The following is a 15,748-nucleotide window of genomic DNA, read 5'->3' as shown; positions in this document are numbered from 1 at the left end:
ATTGCCATGAGTCTCACCGCGCCCCGGGACAGCGCCGTCCCCGGCAGCCGCGGCACACCACCACCCCGTACGCCGGGTCAGCGCAAGCGAGCGCTGGGCCTGGACCGGGGCGCGTGGTTCCTGCTGATGCCCGCGCTGATCCCGATTCTGATACTCAGCGTGGTCCCGCTCCTGTACGGCCTCTCGCTCGCGTTCACGGACGCGCAGGCCGGGCGGACGGCCCCCACCCGGTTCATCGGCCTGGACAACTTCCTCGACCTGCGCCACGACTCGCTGTTCTGGGAGTCGTTCCGCATCGGTCTGGTCTGGGCCGTGGCCGTGACGGCCCTGCAGTTCGTCCTCGCGCTCGGCCTGGCCCTGCTGCTCAACCAGAATCTGCGTTTCCGCTGGCTGGCCCGGACGCTCGCGCTGGTCCCGTGGGCGATGCCTGAAGTCGTCGTCGGCATCATGTGGCGCCTCGTCTACCACTCGGACGCGGGCATCCTGAACAAGACGCTGACCCAACTCGGCCTGATCCACGAGAACGTCGACTGGCTCGCCGACCTCTCCTACGCGCTGCCCGCCGTCATCGTGGTCGGCGTGTGGGCGGGCATGCCGCAGACGACGGTCGTCCTCCTCGCCGGGCTGCAGAACGTGCCGCTCGAACTGCGGGAGGCCGCGCAGTTGGACGGCGCGGGCCTGTGGCGCCGCTTCACTGCCGTGACCTGGCCGGCCATCAAGCCGGTGGTCGTCGCCATCACGGCGCTCAACTTCATCTGGAACTTCAACTCCTTCGGCCTGGTCTACGTGCTGACGCAAGGAGGCCCCGGCGGCAAGACCCGGCTGCCGATGCTGTTCGCGTACGAAGAGGCCTTCAAATACGGCCAGTTCGGCTACGCGGCGGCGATGGGCCTCGCGATGGTGGCGGTGATCGCGGTGCTGCTGACGCTGTTCCTGCGCAAGAAGCTCAAGGAAGACGTGGAGGCGGCGGCATGAGCGCGAGCACGACACTCTCCCGGGCACTCCCCCGGGCACTCCCCCGGTTCGCGGGCCGCACGGGCCAGTACGCGGCCCTGCTCTGCTACATGGTCTTCCTGGCCTTCCCCTTCCTCTGGCTGCTGTCCACGTCCTTCAAGTCCCCGCGGGAGCTGGGCGCGATCGACCCGAGCTGGATTCCGCAGCACCCGAGCCTGGACAACTACCGCGCCGCGTTCGACGCGCAGCCGCTGCTGCACTCGGCGCTCAACAGCCTGATCGTCGCGGTCAGCGCCTCCGTGATCTCGGTGGCGATCGCGGTCCCGGCGTCGTACGTCATGGTCCGCTACCGGACGCGGGTCAGCCAGGCGGGCACGGCGTGGATCCTGGTCAGCCAGATGTTCCCGTTCGTGCTTGTGATCATCCCGCTGTTCCTGGTCCTGAAGAACCTCCAGATGATCGACAGCCTCTTCGGCCTGATCATCGTCTACGTCGTCTGGAACCTGCCCTTCTCGCTCTGGATGCTCCAGGGCTACGTGAAGTCGGTGCCGCGCTCCCTTGAGGAGGCCGCGGCGGTGGACGGCGCGGGCCGTCTGCGCACGCTGACCAGCGTGGTTCTCCCCCTCCTCGCCCCCGGCCTCGTAGCGACGCTGATGTTCAGCTTCGTGACCGCCTGGAACGAGTTCTTCTTCGCCCTCGTCCTCCTCAAGTCCCCGGAGAACCAGACGATGTCGGTCATCCTCACCCGCTTCCTCGGCGCCGAGGGCGTCGCCGACCTGGGCCCGCTCGCCGCGGCCTCGGTCCTCGCCACCATCCCCAGCCTCGTCTTCTTCGCGCTGCTCCAGCGGCGGCTCGTGGGCGGCATGCTCAGCGGGGCGGTGAAGGGCTGATGCGCGTACGGAAGAACGTAAGGAAGGTCACCGCGGCGGCAGCGGCCGCGCTCTCGCTCTCCCTCGTGGCGGGCTGCTCGGGCGGAGACGCGGACTCCACGTCCGCGAACGGCACGGTCACCCTCGAATTCCTCAGCCTGGCCTGGCAGAAGGAGTCGATCGAGGCCAACAAGGCGCTCGTGGAGCAGTGGAACGACACCCACTCCAAGGTCAAGGTCAAGTACGTCCAGGGCGTCTGGGACAGCATCCACGACCAGATGCTCACCTCGTTCGAGGGCGGCAAGGCGCCGGACATCTTCCACGACGACGCCTCCGACCTCACCGACTTCGGCCACGGCGGCTACCTCGCCGACCTCTCCCCCTACCTGCCGAAGTCGCTGCGCGCCGACATCCCGAAGGCGTCGTGGGCGACGACGACGTACGGGAAGAAGATCTACGGCATCCCGTTCCTCCAGGAGCCGCGCGTACTCGTGGTGAACAAGAAGCTCCTGAAGGAGTCGGGAGTACGGGTGCCGACGGTCGAACACCCCTGGTCCTGGGCCGAGTTCGAACGCGCGAGCAAAAGACTCACGCGGGACGCGAACGGGGACGGCAAGCCGGAACGCTACGGCGTCGCCTGGTCGATGAAGGAGCCGGTCACCCAGTCCGTGAACCTCGCCCAGTCCACCGGCGGCAAGATCTTCTACAAGGGCGCCGACGGCAAGAACGAGATCCGCTACGACGCCGCCGACTCGGCCACCGCACGGCTGATCAACCGCCAGGTCGACAAGGAGCACACCGCGCCCAAGTCGGCGCTCGGCATGGCCGGTTCGGACACGCTGCCCGGATTCTTCGCGGGCAAGTACGCGATGCTCCCGCTGAACTTCTCGTTCCGGCAGCAGGTCCAGCAGCAGGCCCCCAAGGGCTTCGACTGGACCGTCCTGCCGATGCCCGCGGGCTCCGGCGGCCTGGCCCAGGGCGTCGCCCCGCAGACCCTGTCCGTCTCCGAGGACAGCAAGCACAAGAAGGCGGCCGCCGAGTTCATCGCCTACCTCACCCAGGCCGACCACCAGGTCCAACTGGCGCGCGGCGACTGGCTGTTGCCCACCAGCAGGCAGGCCCTGAAGGACCCGTCGCTCACCACCGAGAAGTACGGCTGGAAGACCGGCTCCGAGATGGCCGCCGCGCTGCGCCCGTCCCCGGTGCTCGGGGTGCGGGGCTACGCCGAGTGGAAGGACAAGATCGCCACTCCGGCCTTCCAGGAGTACTACAACGGCGCGTTCGGCGTAACAGAGCTGCGCAAGCGCCTCGCCGACGACGGCAACCTGATCCTGAACCGCTACCAACGCTGAGTACCACCCCGGCACCACCCCCTGCACCACCAGCACAACCCCAGAGATGAGCACGAACACATCATGAGCGTCAGCGTCGAACCGGACCCTCCTTCGCCACGCAGACTCCGTACCGTCCCGCACCCGCCCCCCGCGGCCGCGATCTCCCTGCGGGACCGCGCCCGCGGGGCGCTCCTCGGACTCGCCGTCGGTGACGCGATCGGCGCGCCCGCGGAGAACATGAAGCCGTCCCAGATCCGCGAACGCTGGGGCCGCATCGAGGGCTTCGTCTCCGCCGACCCGGCCGGTACGGACGACACCGAGTACGCGATCTTCTCCGGCCTGCTGCTCGCCGAGCACGGCGCGGGCCTGACCATCGGGCACGTCGAGAAGGCGTGGCACACGTGGATCGCGGACCGCGACGAGGGCCCTTTCAAGGGCGCCGGCTTCAGCGAACGCGGCACCCTCGAAAACCTCCGCCGCGGCCTCGCCGCCCCCATCTCCGCCCAGCACCGGCACGCCTGGAGCGACGGCCTCGCGATGCGCGCGGCGCCCTTCGGGGTGTACGCGGCGAGCCGCCCGGCGGAGGCGGCACGCCTGGTGGCGATCGACGGCACGGTGTCCCACGACGGTGAGGGCATCCACGGCGGCCGGGCGGTGGCGGCGGGTGTCGCGGCGGCGATGGTCAGCCACAGCCCCGACGCGGTCGTCCAGGCCGCGCTCTCGGTCGTCCCCGACGACTCCTGGACGGCCCGCTCCCTGCACCGCGCGGTCTCTGCGGCGCGGCGGGCCCGCCGGGACCCGGACGGCACGCAGCTGTCGATGGAGCGCGCCGTCCGCAAAGCGGTCGTCATCGGCGGCTACCCCTGGACCGACCTCGCCCCCGAGGCGGTCGGCCTCGCGTTCGGCGCGTTCGCGGTGGCCCGCGGCGACTTCCGCGAATCCGTTCTTACGGCGGTCAACATGGGCCGCGACGCGGATACGACGGCGGCGGTCGCGGGGGCGCTGGCGGGCGCGCTGTGCGGCGAGTCCTCGATCCCGCCGGACTGGGCGCGAGCGATCGGCCCGGTCCGCGGCAGTTGCCTCCCGTCGATGGCGGGCCGCCACGTCCTGGACGTGGCCGACACGTTGACGCCGCCTCCGCCGGACCGCGAGGGGGCGGTGGCATGACTTCGGATCACGCCACGGGGCTCCGCCCCGGACCCCGCTCCTCAAACGCCGGAGGGGCTGATATTGCCGAACCGTCGCCCGCATCACCGATTGATCAGGAAGCCCCGAAACAAAGCCTCCACCATCAAGCCCCTGCGGCGATTGAGGCGCGGGACCCGGAGCAGAACCCCGAAACACCAACCACGGCGCCGCACCATCAAGCCCCGCCGGCGATTGAGGCGCGGGGGCCGGGGCGGAGCCCCGAGGCCGTAACCACATCCGGTGTCACGGAGGGCGACCGGATCGAAGGCCTGCTCCTAGGGATCGCCTCCGGTGACGCCGCCGGCTGGCCGTCGGGACGCCACCGCGCCGCAAGACTCCCGGACTGGACCCGCCGCCTCACCCGCGAACTCGACACCTTCGCCGAACAGAACGCCACCACTACCCTCCCCGTCCCCATCGCCCTGAACCAACCCCCCGAACCCCTCCGCCTCGGCCCCTCCGACGACGCCGAATGGGCCGCGTTCACCGCGTACGCCATCCTCTCCGCGCACGCCGACGGCCTCGGCGACCTCGACCCCGACCACCGCGTCCGCTCCTCCCTCTCCCTCGCCTGGAACACCCTCGCCGACGAGATCGCCGCCGCCGCGGCCAACGCCGACGAGATCGAATCCGCCGACATCCCGCTCCGTGCCCGCATCTCCGTCCGCGCCGGACTCGGCAACCTGGCGGCGGGCCTGCGCCCACCCGCCACCGGCCACGACAACCCGCACTACTTCGACGACGCCGCCTGCGTCCGCGCCGCCGTCCTCGCGGTCGTCCACCCCGGCGAACCCGAACGCGCCGCGGACCTCGCCGAGTTCGACGCCCGCTACACCCAGGACGGCGACGGCGTGCACGGCGCCCGCGCGATGGCCGCCGCGGTGTCCACCGCACTCGGCGGCGCGGACACCGACGCCTGCGTGGACGCCGCCCTCGCCCAACTCCCGCCCGGCACCGAGATCCACCGCAACGCCCACCGCGCCGTGGAACTCGGCCGCGCCACGGCAGCCGCCCGCCCCGGCCAACCCGGCAACGCGTTCGCCCTGGTCCCCGTCCTGGAACACGAAATCGTCGACCACGTCTACAGCTACGGCATCGCGGCGGCCGAAACCGTACCCGTAGCCCTCGCCGTGGCGACGGCCGCCGCGGGCGCGGTCGCCGAGGCCGTACCGACCGCGGCCTGCCTGTCCCGCGTCGCGGACTCGGCCCCCGCCCTGACCGGCGCCCTCACCGGAGCGATCGGCGGCGCGGACGCGCTCCCGCACACCTGGCGGGACGCCTGCGACACCCTCGCGGGCTGCGCCCTGCCGCAACTCGCGGGCACCGAACTGTCGACGCTCGCCACCCACCTCACCCGCGTCACCGCCACCGCCACCGCCACCGCCACCAACTCCCGTACCACGGAAGGAACTTCAACATGACCAGCACGAGCGTCGCCTCACTGGAAGACCGCACCACCGGCGCCCTCGTCGGCGCGGCCGTCGGCGACGCGCTCGGCGGCCCGGTCGAGGGCTGGACCCCGGAGGCCATCGCGGAGCGCCACGGCGGCCGCGTCCGCGGCATCGTAGAACCCTTCTACAAGGACGACTGGCGAACGGCCCGCCCCATCGCGCCGTACCACAAGGGCGACGGCCACGTCACCGACGACACCTTGATGACCCACGCCCTGATCCGCGTCTACGAGAAGGTCCGCGACCACCTGGACGCGTACGCCGTCGCCGACCACCTCGTCCCCGACCTGATCACAACTCCCCGCTGGATCCCGGAACTCGAGGCCGAGGCCCTTCCCCTCCAGCGCATCTTCCTCGCCGAGAAGTGGATCGTCGCCCGCCTCCACTACGGCCACGTGGACCCGCGCGAGGCGGGCGTCGGCAACATCGTGAACTGCGGCGCGGCGATGTACATGGCCCCGGTGGGAGCAGTGAACGCGGGCAACCCCCTCAAGGCGTACGAGGAGGCCCTCGACGTCTCCGGCGCCCACCAGTCCTCGTACGGCCGGGAGGCGGCGGGCGTCTTCGCGGCGGCGGTGGCATCGGCGTACAAGCCGAACGCAACCCCCGACTCAATCATCGAGGACACCCTCACCCTCGCCAAGGACGGCACCCGCTCCGCGATCGAGGCAGTCTGCGAAGTGGCGTCCCGCTACGACGACTTCGAGGACGCGCTGGCCCCGCTCCGGGACGCGGTCACCCCCTTCGACACGGTCGGCCCCGAGTACCGCAAGCCCTCCCTCGGCGCCCGCCGCCCCTCCCGCCTGCACGCCATCGAGGAACTCCCCATCGCCCTCGGCATGCTCCTCGTCGGCCGCGGCGACTTCCGCCACACCGTGCTCGGCTCGGTCAACTACGGCCGCGACTGCGACTCGATCGCCACGATGAGCGGGGCGATCGTCGGGGCGCTGTACGGGGAGGGGGCCGTGCCCAAGGAGTGGAGCGCGGAGATCGCCCGCGCGAGCAAACTCGACCTGCACGCCCCCGCGGCGTCCCTCGCCCAGGTCACCCGCGAGGTGCACGCGCGTGACCTGGACCGGCGCCGCGCCCACGAGTCGGCGTTCGCCGCGATCGCGGGCCTGTGATGCTGCGCCTCACGTGGGTGCAGCCGGAGGACCTCATCGGCCACGAGCTGCGCCAGGCGGCGCAGGACGGCCGCGACGCGTCGGCAATCGAGTCCCGCTGGCTGGCAGCGGGCGGCCACCTGGCCCCGGACCGGGCCGGGGCGTCACCGGAACCGTCGCCCCTGCGGGGCTTGGCGGAGGAGCTGCTGACCGAACTGGCCTCCCTGCCTTCTCCGTTGGCGTCGACAGAGCCGACAGCCCTGCCCGCCATCGAGTCCCTCACCAACCAAGGTCCCCCACCCCGCCCCTTCCCGAAAGTCCTGCCGGACGGGCCTCCTCAATCGCCGGAGGGGCTGACAAGCCAGCCCCTCCGGCAAACGAGGAACGGGGCGACCTCGGAGCCCCGCTCTGGGACGAGAGGCAGCGGGGGTCTGGGGGCGGAGCCCCCGGGGGCGCAACCGAGGCGGGGTCCAGGGGCGGAGCCCCCGGTTTCGGGAAGGGGCGGGGTGGGGGAAGAGAACGCCCTGCACGCCGCCTGGCTGGGCCGAGCCGTCGGATGCCTGCTCGGCAAACCCGTCGAAAAGCTCCCACTGGACGGCATCCGCGCCATCGCCCGCTCCACCGCCAACTGGCCCCTCCACACCTGGTTCACCGAGCGCGACCTCGACCCCGCCATCGCAGCCGCCCACCCCTGGAACCGCCGCAGCGCCCCCACCTCCCTCGCCGAGAACATCGACGGCATGCCGGAGGACGACGACCTCAACTACCCCCTCCTCGCCCTCCTCCTCGTCCAACGCCACGGCCCCACCTTCACCACCACCGACGTCGCCAAACTCTGGCTCGACGAACTCCCCGCCGGCCGCACCTTCACCGCCGAACGCATCGCCTACCGCAACCTCCTCACCGGCCTCGAACCCCCGCACACCGCCACCCACCACAACCCCTTCCGCGAATGGATCGGCGCCCAGATCCGCGCCGACGTCTTCGGCTGGATCAGCCCCGGCGACCCCGTCCGCGCCGCCCGTCTCGCCCACCGGGACGCCGTTCTCACGCACACCGCGAACGGCGTGTACGGCGCGATGTTCACGGCCGCCACCATCGCCGCGGCGGCCTCGGGCACCGCGGACGTCCACACGGCACTCCACACCGGCCTCACCGTGGTCCCCCCGCACTCCCGCTACGCCCAGGCCGTCCGGCACGGCATCGGACTCGCCACGAAACACGCCGGCTCCGACTTCGAAACCGTCGTCGACGAACTGCACGCCACCTACGCCGCCACCCACCACTGGGTCCACGTCCTCCCGAACGCCGCCCTGCTCGCCGCCGCCCTCACCCACGCGGACGGCGACTTCGAGGGCTCCATCTGCCGCGCCGTGAGCGGCGGTTGGGACACCGATTCCAACGGCGCGACGGCCGGGTCGATCGCGGGCCTGCTCGCCGGCCGCCCCGACGCCCTCGGCGCCCACTGGACGGCCCCGCTCAAGAACCACCTGTCGACGACGGTCGCCGGCTTCGACGGCATCGGCTTCGACGAACTGGCCCGGCTCACCCTGGAGCTCCGCACATGACGCACCATCAAGAAGCGACGCCCCACGGCCCCCTCGCGGGCCTCCGCGTCCTCGACCTCGCCACCCTCTTCGCCGGCCCGATCTGCGCCACGATGCTCGGCGACTACGGCGCGGAGGTCATCAAGATCGAGCATCCCCGCAAGCCGGACCCCTCCCGCGGCCACGGCCCGTCCAAGGACGGCATCGGCCTCTGGTGGAAGACCCTCGGCCGCAACAAGAAGAACCTGACCCTCGACCTCTCCTCCCCCGACGGCCGCGAGATCCTCCTCAAGCTCGCCGCCGAGTCCGACGTCGTCATCGAGAACTTCCGCCCCGGCACCCTGGAGAAGTGGCACCTCGGCTGGGACGAGCTGAGCGCCGCCAACCCGCGCCTCGTCCTCGCCCGCGTCACCGGCTTCGGCCAGTTCGGCCCGTACGCCCGCCGCCCCGGATTCGGCACCCTCGCCGAGGCGATGTCCGGCTTCGCCGCGATCACCGGCCAGCCGGACGGGCCCCCGACCCTCCCCCCGTTCGGCCTCGCCGACTCCATCGCCGCGCTCGCCACCTCGTACGCGATCATGACGGCGCTCCACGCACGGGGCACGACAGGACGGGGCCAGGTCGTCGACATGGCGATCATCGAGCCGATGCTGTCGATCCTCGGCCCGCAGGCCACCTGGTACGACCAGCTCGGCTACGTCCAGCCCCGCACCGGCAACCGCTCGACGAACAACGCGCCCCGCAACACCTACCGCACCAGCGACGACAAGTGGGTCGCCGTCTCGACCTCCGCGCAGTCGATCGCGGAACGGGTGATGCACCTCGTCGGCCACCCGGGGTTCATCGAGGAGGACTGGTTCGCCACCGGCTCCGGCCGCGCCGCCCACGCCGATCAGCTCGACGCGGCGGTCGGCGGCTGGATCGCGCGGCACACCCGCGACGAAGTCGTGGCGGCCTTCGAGAAGGCCGAAGCGGCCATCGCCCCCATCTACGACGTCCGCGACGTCCTCGCCGACGAGCAGTACCAGGCCCTGGGCTCCATCACCGAACTCCCCGACCCGGACCTCGGCACGGTCAAGATGCAGAACGTCCTCTTCCGCCTCTCCGAGACCCCCGGCGCCATCCAGTGGACGGGCCGCCCGCACGGCTCGGACACCGACGAGATCCTCGACGGCCTCGGCCTCTCGGAGGCGGACATCGCGGCGCTGCGGGAGGCTGGTGCGGTATGACCCGCGAAACCCGCGAGAACACCTTCCTCACCTGGCTCTACGTCCCCGGGGACCGCCCCGACGTCGTCGCCAAGGCGCTCGGCTCGGGCGCCGACGTGGTCCTCGTCGACCTGGAGGACGCGGTCGCCCCCGACCGCAAGGCGTACGCCCTCGACGCCACCGCCGAGCTCCTCGCCGACAAGCACAAGGTGCCGGTGCACGTCCGCGTCAACGCGCTGGACGGTCCGCTCGCCGAGCACGAGGTACGCCGCCTCACCCCACTCCCCGGCCTGGACGCGCTCCGCCTGCCGAAGGTGCACGGCCCGGCCGACCTGACCCGCGTACAGGAATGGGCGGTGGAAGTCCCACCCCTCTACGCCCTGTTGGAGTCCGCCGTCGGCGTCGAGCACGCCTACGACATCGCCGCGCACCACTCCGTGCACGGCATCGCGCTCGGCGAGGCCGACCTGCGCGCCGACCTCGGCGTCACGGACGCGGCGGGCCTCGCGTGGGTGCGCGGCCGTGCGGTGGTCGCGGCGCGCGCGGCCCACCTGCCGCCGCCCCCGCAGTCCGTCTACCCGGACGTCCGCGACCTGGCGGGCCTGGCCGAGTCCTGCGCCGAAGGCCGCGCCCTCGGCTTCCTCGGCCGCACCGCGATCCACCCCCGCCAACTCCCGGTCATCGAGGCCGCCTTCCGCCCCACGGAGGCGGAGGTGGCGGCGGCGCGGGAGATCGTGTGCGCGGCGGCCACCGACGCGGGCGCCCTGGCCCTCCCGGACGGCCGCTTCGTCGACGCGGCGGTGGTGGCTGCCGCGCACAGAACGCTGCGGCTGGCCGCCACTTGAGGACAACCTCAGCAAATCAAGCCCGCCCACAATCAAGGACAACCTCAGCAAATCAAGCCCGTCCACGATCAAGGACGACCTCAGCGAATCAAGCCCGTCCGGCGATTGAGGACACCGCAACACACAACGGCGCCGAACCCAACCGGTCCGGCGCCCTCATCAACGTACAACCAAAACTCAGGTCTTCTTGGCCTCGGCCTCGACCTCGGCCTCATCCTTCGAGAGGTCGACCTCGTCCTCGGCCTCACCGTCACCGTCGCCCGCCGAACCGTCGGAGACCCCCGGTTCAACAACCTCCTCGCGGCCCGGCCGCGTCCTCGCCGACACCACCATGTAGATGACCGCGAGCAGGAAGACGCCCAGCGCCGTCCAGCAGTTGAGGCGCAGGCCGAGGATGTGGTGCGCGTCGTCGACGCGCATGTACTCGATCCAGAAGCGGCCTACGCAGTACGACGCGACGTACAGCGCGAACGCCCGCCCGTGCCCGAGCTTCCACTTCCGGTCCGCCCAGATCACCAGCAGGGCCACACCGATGCACCACAGCGACTCGTACAGGAACGTCGGGTGGTACGTGCCCGGCACCCGGCCGTCCGTGTCCTGGGTGATCTTCAGGGCCCAGGGCACGTCGGTCGCCTTGCCGTACAGCTCCTGGTTGAACCAGTTGCCCCAGCGGCCGATGGCCTGGGCGATGGCGATGCCGGGCGCGATGGCGTCGGCGTAGGCGGGCAGCGGGATGCCGCGGCGGCGGGCCCCGATCCAGGCGCCGACCGCGCCGAGCGCGATGGCGCCCCAGATGCCGAGGCCGCCCTCCCAGACCTTGAAGGCGTCCACCCAGTCACGGCCCTCGCTGAAGTACAGCTCGTAGTCCGTGATCACGTGGTAGAGGCGGCCGCCGACCAGGCCGAAGGGCACCGCCCACACGGCGATGTCGGCGACCGTGCCGGACTGCCCGCCGCGGGCGATCCAGCGCTTGTTGCCGAGCCAGACGGCCACGAAGACGCCGATGATGATGCAGAACGCGTAGCCGCGCAGCGGGATCGGGCCGAGATAGACGACGCCGCTGGACGGGCTGGGGATGAAGGCAAGTTCCATGGCAGGTCCGACGCTACCGTGCCGGGCCGCGCGCACGACGGGCAGCCCGGCAACGGCTGCGTAACAGCTCCGCCTCCTCGTTCTACTTGTTCGCGTCCTCGACCATCTTCTTGAACTTGGCCGGGGTCAGGCTCTGGTCGCTGAGGATGTCCTTGCCGTTGAGCCGGACCGTCGGGGTGCCCTGGTACTTGGCGTCCTGGAACGCCTTGTACGACTTGTTCACCCAGCTGTCGTGCCTGCCGTCGTTCACACACGACTTGAACGCGTCCGTGTCGAGTCCGTCGACCTTTCCGGCGAGCTCGATCAGCTTGTCGTTCTTCGCGTACGCGTCGTCGGTTTCCTCGGGCTGGTTCTCGTACAGCACGTCGTGGTAGTCGCGGAACTTGTCGTTCCCGACGTCCTGCGCGCAGCCCGCCGCGTTGGCCGCGCGGAGCGAGCCGCTGCCCTGCATGTTCGCGTCGATCAGCGTGACGAGGTGGTACTGGACCTTCAGCTCACCGGCGTCCGCGAGCTGGTGGATCGTCGAGCGGTAGGTGTCCTCGAAGGTCTTGCAGGCGGGGCAGCGGAAGTCCTCCCAGATCTCCAGCGTCGACTTCGCGCTGTCCTTGCCGACGGGGATCGCCAGCTTGTCCTTGCCGTCGGCGCCCTTCGGCGCGACCACCGGGCCCGCGTCGCTGGAACTGTCGTCTCCCGAATTCGCGGCAACCACCCCGATCACCGCGGCCAGGCCGAGCACGCACACGACGGCGGCGCCCACGATCAACGTCCTGCGCCGCTTCTCCGCGGCCTTCTGCTTCTCGCGCTCTGCGGCCAGGCGTTCGCGGGCCGCGCGCTTTCCCTCTCGGTTCTTCTCGCTCACACCAGCGCAAACGAACCGGGAAGGCACGAGCGTGCCTCCCCGGTCCGGTTTCCACCCGTATGGGTGACGTAACTCCGAGTTACTACTTGTTGTCCCTTAGGCCTTGTTGTCCCTTACGCCCGCGGCGAGTTCGGCGGCGAGGGCGCGGACCGCTTCGAGCCCGGCCTTCTCGTCGGGGGCGTCCAGCATCCGCTTCACGAACGCCGAGCCGACGATGACGCCGTCGGCGAATCCGGCGACCTCCTTGGCCTGGGTGGCGTTGGAGACGCCGAGGCCGACGCAGACCGGGAGTTCGGTGGTGGCCTTGGTGCGCTCGACGAGGTTCTTGGCCTGGTTGCCGACGGACTCGCGGGTGCCGGTGACGCCCATCAGGGACGCGGCGTAGACGAAGCCGGAGCCGGCCGCCGTGATGGTGGCGAGGCGCTCGTCCTTGCTGCTGGGCGCGACGACGAAGACGGTGGCGAGGCCGTGCTTGTCCGCGTGCTCGCGCCACACCGCGGACTCCTGCACCGGCAGGTCCGGCAGGATGCAGCCCGCGCCGCCCGCCTCGGCGAGTTCGGCGGTGAACCGCTCGATGCCGTAGCGGTCGATGGGGTTCCAGTACGTCATGACGAGGACGGGCTTTCCGGTGGCCTCGTGGGCCTCGCGGACCGTCCGCATGACGTCCTTGATCTTCAGGCCGCCGCGCAGCGCGATGTCGTCGGCGGTCTGGATGACCGGGCCGTCGAGGACCGGGTCGGAGTGCGGCAGGCCGACCTCGACGACGTCCGCGCCGCCGTCGAAGGCGGCCTTGACCGCCTCGATGCCGCCGTCGACGGTCGGGAAACCGGCGGGCAGGTAGGCGATGAGGGCGGAGCGGCCCTCGGCCTTCGCGGCGGCGAGGGTGTCGTTCAGCAGCTGAATGTTCCCGCTCACTTGGCGGCCTCCTCGTCACCAGAACCGTCGTACAGGCCGAAGTAGCGGGCCGCGGTGTCCATGTCCTTGTCGCCGCGCCCGGACAGGTTGACGATGATCAGCCCGTCCTTGCCCAGCTCCTTGCCGATGTCGAGGGCGCCCGCGAGGGCGTGCGCCGACTCGATGGCCGGGATGATGCCCTCGGTCTGCGACAGCAGGCGCAGCGCCTGCATGGCGCCGTCGTCGGTGACCGCGCGGTACTCGCCGCGGCCCGAGTCCTTGAGGTACGCGTGCTCGGGGCCGATGCCCGGGTAGTCGAGGCCCGCCGAGATCGAGTACGGCTCCGTGATCTGGCCCTCCTCGTCCTGGAGGACGTACGAGCGGGAGCCGTGCAGGATGCCGGGCTCGCCCGCGCTGAGCGTCGCCGCGTGCTCGCCGGACTCGATGCCGTGGCCCGCCGGCTCGCAGCCGATGAGGCGGACGTCGGCGTCCGGGATGAAGGCGTGGAACAGGCCGATGGCGTTGGAGCCGCCGCCGACGCAGGCGACCGCGGCGTCCGGGAGGCGGCCGACGCGCTCCAGGGTCTGCCGCCTGGCCTCGACGCCGATGACCCGGTGGAAGTCGCGGACCATCGCCGGGAACGGGTGCGGGCCCGCGACCGTGCCGAACAGGTAGTGCGTGTTGTCGACGTTGGCGACCCAGTCGCGGAACGCCTCGTTGATGGCGTCCTTGAGCGTGCGCGAGCCGGACTTCACGGCCTCGACCTCGGCGCCCAGCATGCGCATGCGGGCCACGTTGAGGGCCTGGCGCTCGGTGTCGATCTCGCCCATGTAGATCTTGCACTCAAGGCCGAGCAGCGCGCAGGCGGTGGCCGTCGCGACGCCGTGCTGGCCCGCGCCGGTCTCCGCGATGACGCGGGTCTTGCCCATTCGCTTGGTGAGCAGGGCCTGGCCGAGCACGTTGTTGATCTTGTGCGAGCCGGTGTGGTTCAGGTCCTCGCGCTTGAGGAAGACGCGGGCGCCTCCGGCGTGTTCGGCGAACCGGGGGACCTCGGTGAGGGCGCTCGGGCGGCCGGTGTAGTTGACGAGGAGGTCGTCGAGCTCGGCGGCGAACGCCGGGTCGTTCTTGGCCTTGGCGTACTCGACGGCGACCTCGTCCACGGCGGCGACGAGGGCCTCCGGGATGAACTTGCCGCCGAACGCGCCGAAGTAGCCCTCGGCGCTGGGGACTTGACCCTCCGGGTCAGGGATGAAGTAGTCGCTGGACATGCGGGAAACCTCACGGTTAGTTGGGTGATCACTAACTGCCGTGGGGCGTGCGGGATTACGCAGTTACGCAGGTGACGGTTGTCCGTGGTGACGTGCGCAGTTCCCCGCGCCCCTTATAGGGGCGCTTTGCCATCGCATGCCGTTGATCTGGCCCGGTTCCGCGCCGATGTGGTACCGGACCCGGCGGCCGCGCACACGCCTCGCCGGCGCGCGGCAGCCGCGGGGGCGGCAGCCGGGGGCGAGGCGGGAGGCGATGGGCATGGGGTGAGCTTACCGTCCGTGGCGCAGGGCCGGGTGGGCGCCCGCCGCGACGAGGTCGGCGACGGCGGCCTTCGGGTCGCGGCCGGTCACCAGGGACTCGCCGACGAGGACGGCGTCCGCGCCCGCGTTGGCGTACGCGATCAGGTCGTGCGGGCCGCGCACGCCGGACTCGGCGACCTTGACGATGTGGTCGGGGATGTCCGGGGCGACGCGCTCGAAGGTGCCGCGGTCGACCGAAAGGTCCTTGAGGTTGCGGGTGTTGATGCCGATGATCTTCGCTCCGGCGTCCACCGCGCGCTCCACCTCGTCCTCGTCGTGCGCCTCGACGAGCGGCGTGAGGCCGATGGACTCGGCGCGCTCGATGAGGGACTCCAGGGCGGGCTGCTCCAGGGCCGCGACGATCAGCAGCGCGAGGTCGGCGCCGTACGCGCGGGCCTCCCACAGCTGGTACGAGGTGACGATGAAGTCCTTGCGCAGGACCGGGATGTCGACCTTGGCCCGGACGGCCTCCAGGTCGGCGAGCGAGCCGCCGAAGCGGCGCTGCTCGGTGAGGACGGAGATGACGGCGGCGCCGCCCGCCTCGTAGTCCGCGGCGAGGGCGGCCGGGTCGGCGATCGCGGCGAGCGCGCCCTTGGAGGGGCTGGACCGCTTGACCTCGCAGATCACCTTGACGCCGTCGCCCTTGAGCGCGGCCACACCGTCCTTCGCCGGGCGAGCCTTCGCCGCGCGCTCCTTGAGCTCGTCGAGGCTGACGCGCGCCTGCCGCTCCGCAAGGTCGGCACGGACTCCGTCGATGATCTCGTCGAGCACACTCACGCGAGCGGACTCCTTTCCGGGCATCCCCTGGGTGTTCATCTGGTCCTTGTGAATGGTAT

General features: G+C 71.2%; 15 protein-coding genes. 9 read left to right on the top strand and 6 right to left on the bottom strand.

All coding sequences use genetic code 11. The annotated features are described in order from the left end of the window. Nucleotides 1-6 precede the first annotated feature (6 nt). The 9 genes from RBJ65_RS26660 to RBJ65_RS26620 all read left to right on the top strand — a co-directional run bounded on the left by RBJ65_RS26660 (nucleotide 7) and on the right by RBJ65_RS26620 (nucleotide 10,499). Nucleotides 7-975 (top strand): carbohydrate ABC transporter permease, encoded by a 969-nt coding sequence (locus RBJ65_RS26660; protein WP_306322193.1) that lies wholly within the window; start codon nucleotides 7-9, stop codon nucleotides 973-975. After that, on the top strand, nucleotides 972-1,844 hold the full coding sequence (locus RBJ65_RS26655) for a carbohydrate ABC transporter permease (RefSeq protein WP_306322192.1): 873 nt from the start codon (nucleotides 972-974) through the stop codon (nucleotides 1,842-1,844). Before RBJ65_RS26660 ends, RBJ65_RS26655 begins: the two co-directional genes overlap by 4 nt. Next, complete coding sequence (locus RBJ65_RS26650) at nucleotides 1,844-3,175, top strand: sugar ABC transporter substrate-binding protein (RefSeq protein WP_306322191.1); 1,332 nt, start codon at nucleotides 1,844-1,846, stop codon at nucleotides 3,173-3,175. The genes RBJ65_RS26655 and RBJ65_RS26650 overlap by 1 nt, the downstream gene beginning before the upstream one ends. 63 nt (nucleotides 3,176-3,238) lie before the next feature. Then, on the top strand, nucleotides 3,239-4,324 hold the full coding sequence (locus RBJ65_RS26645; RefSeq protein ID WP_306322190.1) for an ADP-ribosylglycohydrolase family protein: 1,086 nt from the start codon (nucleotides 3,239-3,241) through the stop codon (nucleotides 4,322-4,324). Continuing rightward, complete coding sequence (locus RBJ65_RS26640) at nucleotides 4,321-5,766, top strand: ADP-ribosylglycohydrolase family protein (RefSeq protein WP_306322189.1); 1,446 nt, start codon at nucleotides 4,321-4,323, stop codon at nucleotides 5,764-5,766. Before RBJ65_RS26645 ends, RBJ65_RS26640 begins: the two co-directional genes overlap by 4 nt. Next, nucleotides 5,763-6,920: an ADP-ribosylglycohydrolase family protein gene (locus RBJ65_RS26635; protein ID WP_306322188.1), complete on the top strand. Its 1,158-nt coding sequence runs from the start codon at nucleotides 5,763-5,765 to the stop codon at nucleotides 6,918-6,920. Before RBJ65_RS26640 ends, RBJ65_RS26635 begins: the two co-directional genes overlap by 4 nt. Next, nucleotides 6,920-8,467 (top strand): ADP-ribosylglycohydrolase family protein, encoded by a 1,548-nt coding sequence (locus tag RBJ65_RS26630; protein WP_306322187.1) that lies wholly within the window; start codon nucleotides 6,920-6,922, stop codon nucleotides 8,465-8,467. The genes RBJ65_RS26635 and RBJ65_RS26630 overlap by 1 nt, the downstream gene beginning before the upstream one ends. Continuing rightward, complete coding sequence (locus RBJ65_RS26625; protein WP_306322186.1) at nucleotides 8,464-9,675, top strand: CaiB/BaiF CoA-transferase family protein; 1,212 nt, start codon at nucleotides 8,464-8,466, stop codon at nucleotides 9,673-9,675. Before RBJ65_RS26630 ends, RBJ65_RS26625 begins: the two co-directional genes overlap by 4 nt. Further along, nucleotides 9,672-10,499 carry a CoA ester lyase gene (locus RBJ65_RS26620; protein ID WP_306322185.1) on the top strand — a complete coding sequence of 276 codons (828 nt, stop codon included), beginning with the start codon at nucleotides 9,672-9,674 and terminating at the stop codon, nucleotides 10,497-10,499. The genes RBJ65_RS26625 and RBJ65_RS26620 overlap by 4 nt, the downstream gene beginning before the upstream one ends. Nucleotides 10,500-10,676: 177 nt before the next feature. On the opposite strand, the gene lgt is transcribed toward RBJ65_RS26620, so the two are convergent. The 6 genes from lgt to trpC all read right to left on the bottom strand — a co-directional run bounded on the left by lgt (nucleotide 10,677) and on the right by trpC (nucleotide 15,689). After that, nucleotides 10,677-11,591: a prolipoprotein diacylglyceryl transferase gene (lgt, locus tag RBJ65_RS26615; RefSeq protein ID WP_306322184.1), complete on the bottom strand. Its 915-nt coding sequence runs from the start codon at nucleotides 11,589-11,591 to the stop codon at nucleotides 10,677-10,679. A gap of 82 nt (nucleotides 11,592-11,673) precedes the next feature. Next, nucleotides 11,674-12,450, bottom strand: coding sequence for a thioredoxin domain-containing protein (locus RBJ65_RS26610; RefSeq protein ID WP_306322183.1), 777 nt, complete (start codon nucleotides 12,448-12,450; stop codon nucleotides 11,674-11,676). 96 nt (nucleotides 12,451-12,546) lie between these two features. Further along, nucleotides 12,547-13,365, bottom strand: a complete 819-nt coding sequence (trpA, locus tag RBJ65_RS26605; protein ID WP_306322182.1) for a tryptophan synthase subunit alpha — start codon at nucleotides 13,363-13,365, stop codon at nucleotides 12,547-12,549. Continuing rightward, nucleotides 13,362-14,612, bottom strand: a complete 1,251-nt coding sequence (gene trpB, locus RBJ65_RS26600; RefSeq protein ID WP_306322181.1) for a tryptophan synthase subunit beta — start codon at nucleotides 14,610-14,612, stop codon at nucleotides 13,362-13,364. The genes trpA and trpB overlap by 4 nt, the downstream gene beginning before the upstream one ends. 63 nt (nucleotides 14,613-14,675) lie before the next feature. Then, on the bottom strand, nucleotides 14,676-14,873 hold the full coding sequence (trpM, locus tag RBJ65_RS42155) for a tryptophan biosynthesis modulator TrpM (RefSeq protein ID WP_372341398.1): 198 nt from the start codon (nucleotides 14,871-14,873) through the stop codon (nucleotides 14,676-14,678). Nucleotides 14,874-14,882: 9 nt separating this feature from the next. Then, nucleotides 14,883-15,689: an indole-3-glycerol phosphate synthase TrpC gene (gene trpC, locus RBJ65_RS26595; RefSeq protein WP_306322180.1), complete on the bottom strand. Its 807-nt coding sequence runs from the start codon at nucleotides 15,687-15,689 to the stop codon at nucleotides 14,883-14,885. Between the last annotated feature and the right edge of the window lie 59 nt (nucleotides 15,690-15,748).

Source organism: Streptomyces sp. KL109B, from assembly GCF_030766935.1.
Taxonomy (GTDB): Bacteria; Actinomycetota; Actinomycetes; order Streptomycetales; family Streptomycetaceae; genus Streptomyces.
The sequence above is the reverse complement of the archived record's forward strand: the minus strand, read 5'-3'. Positions and strand labels throughout refer to the sequence as shown.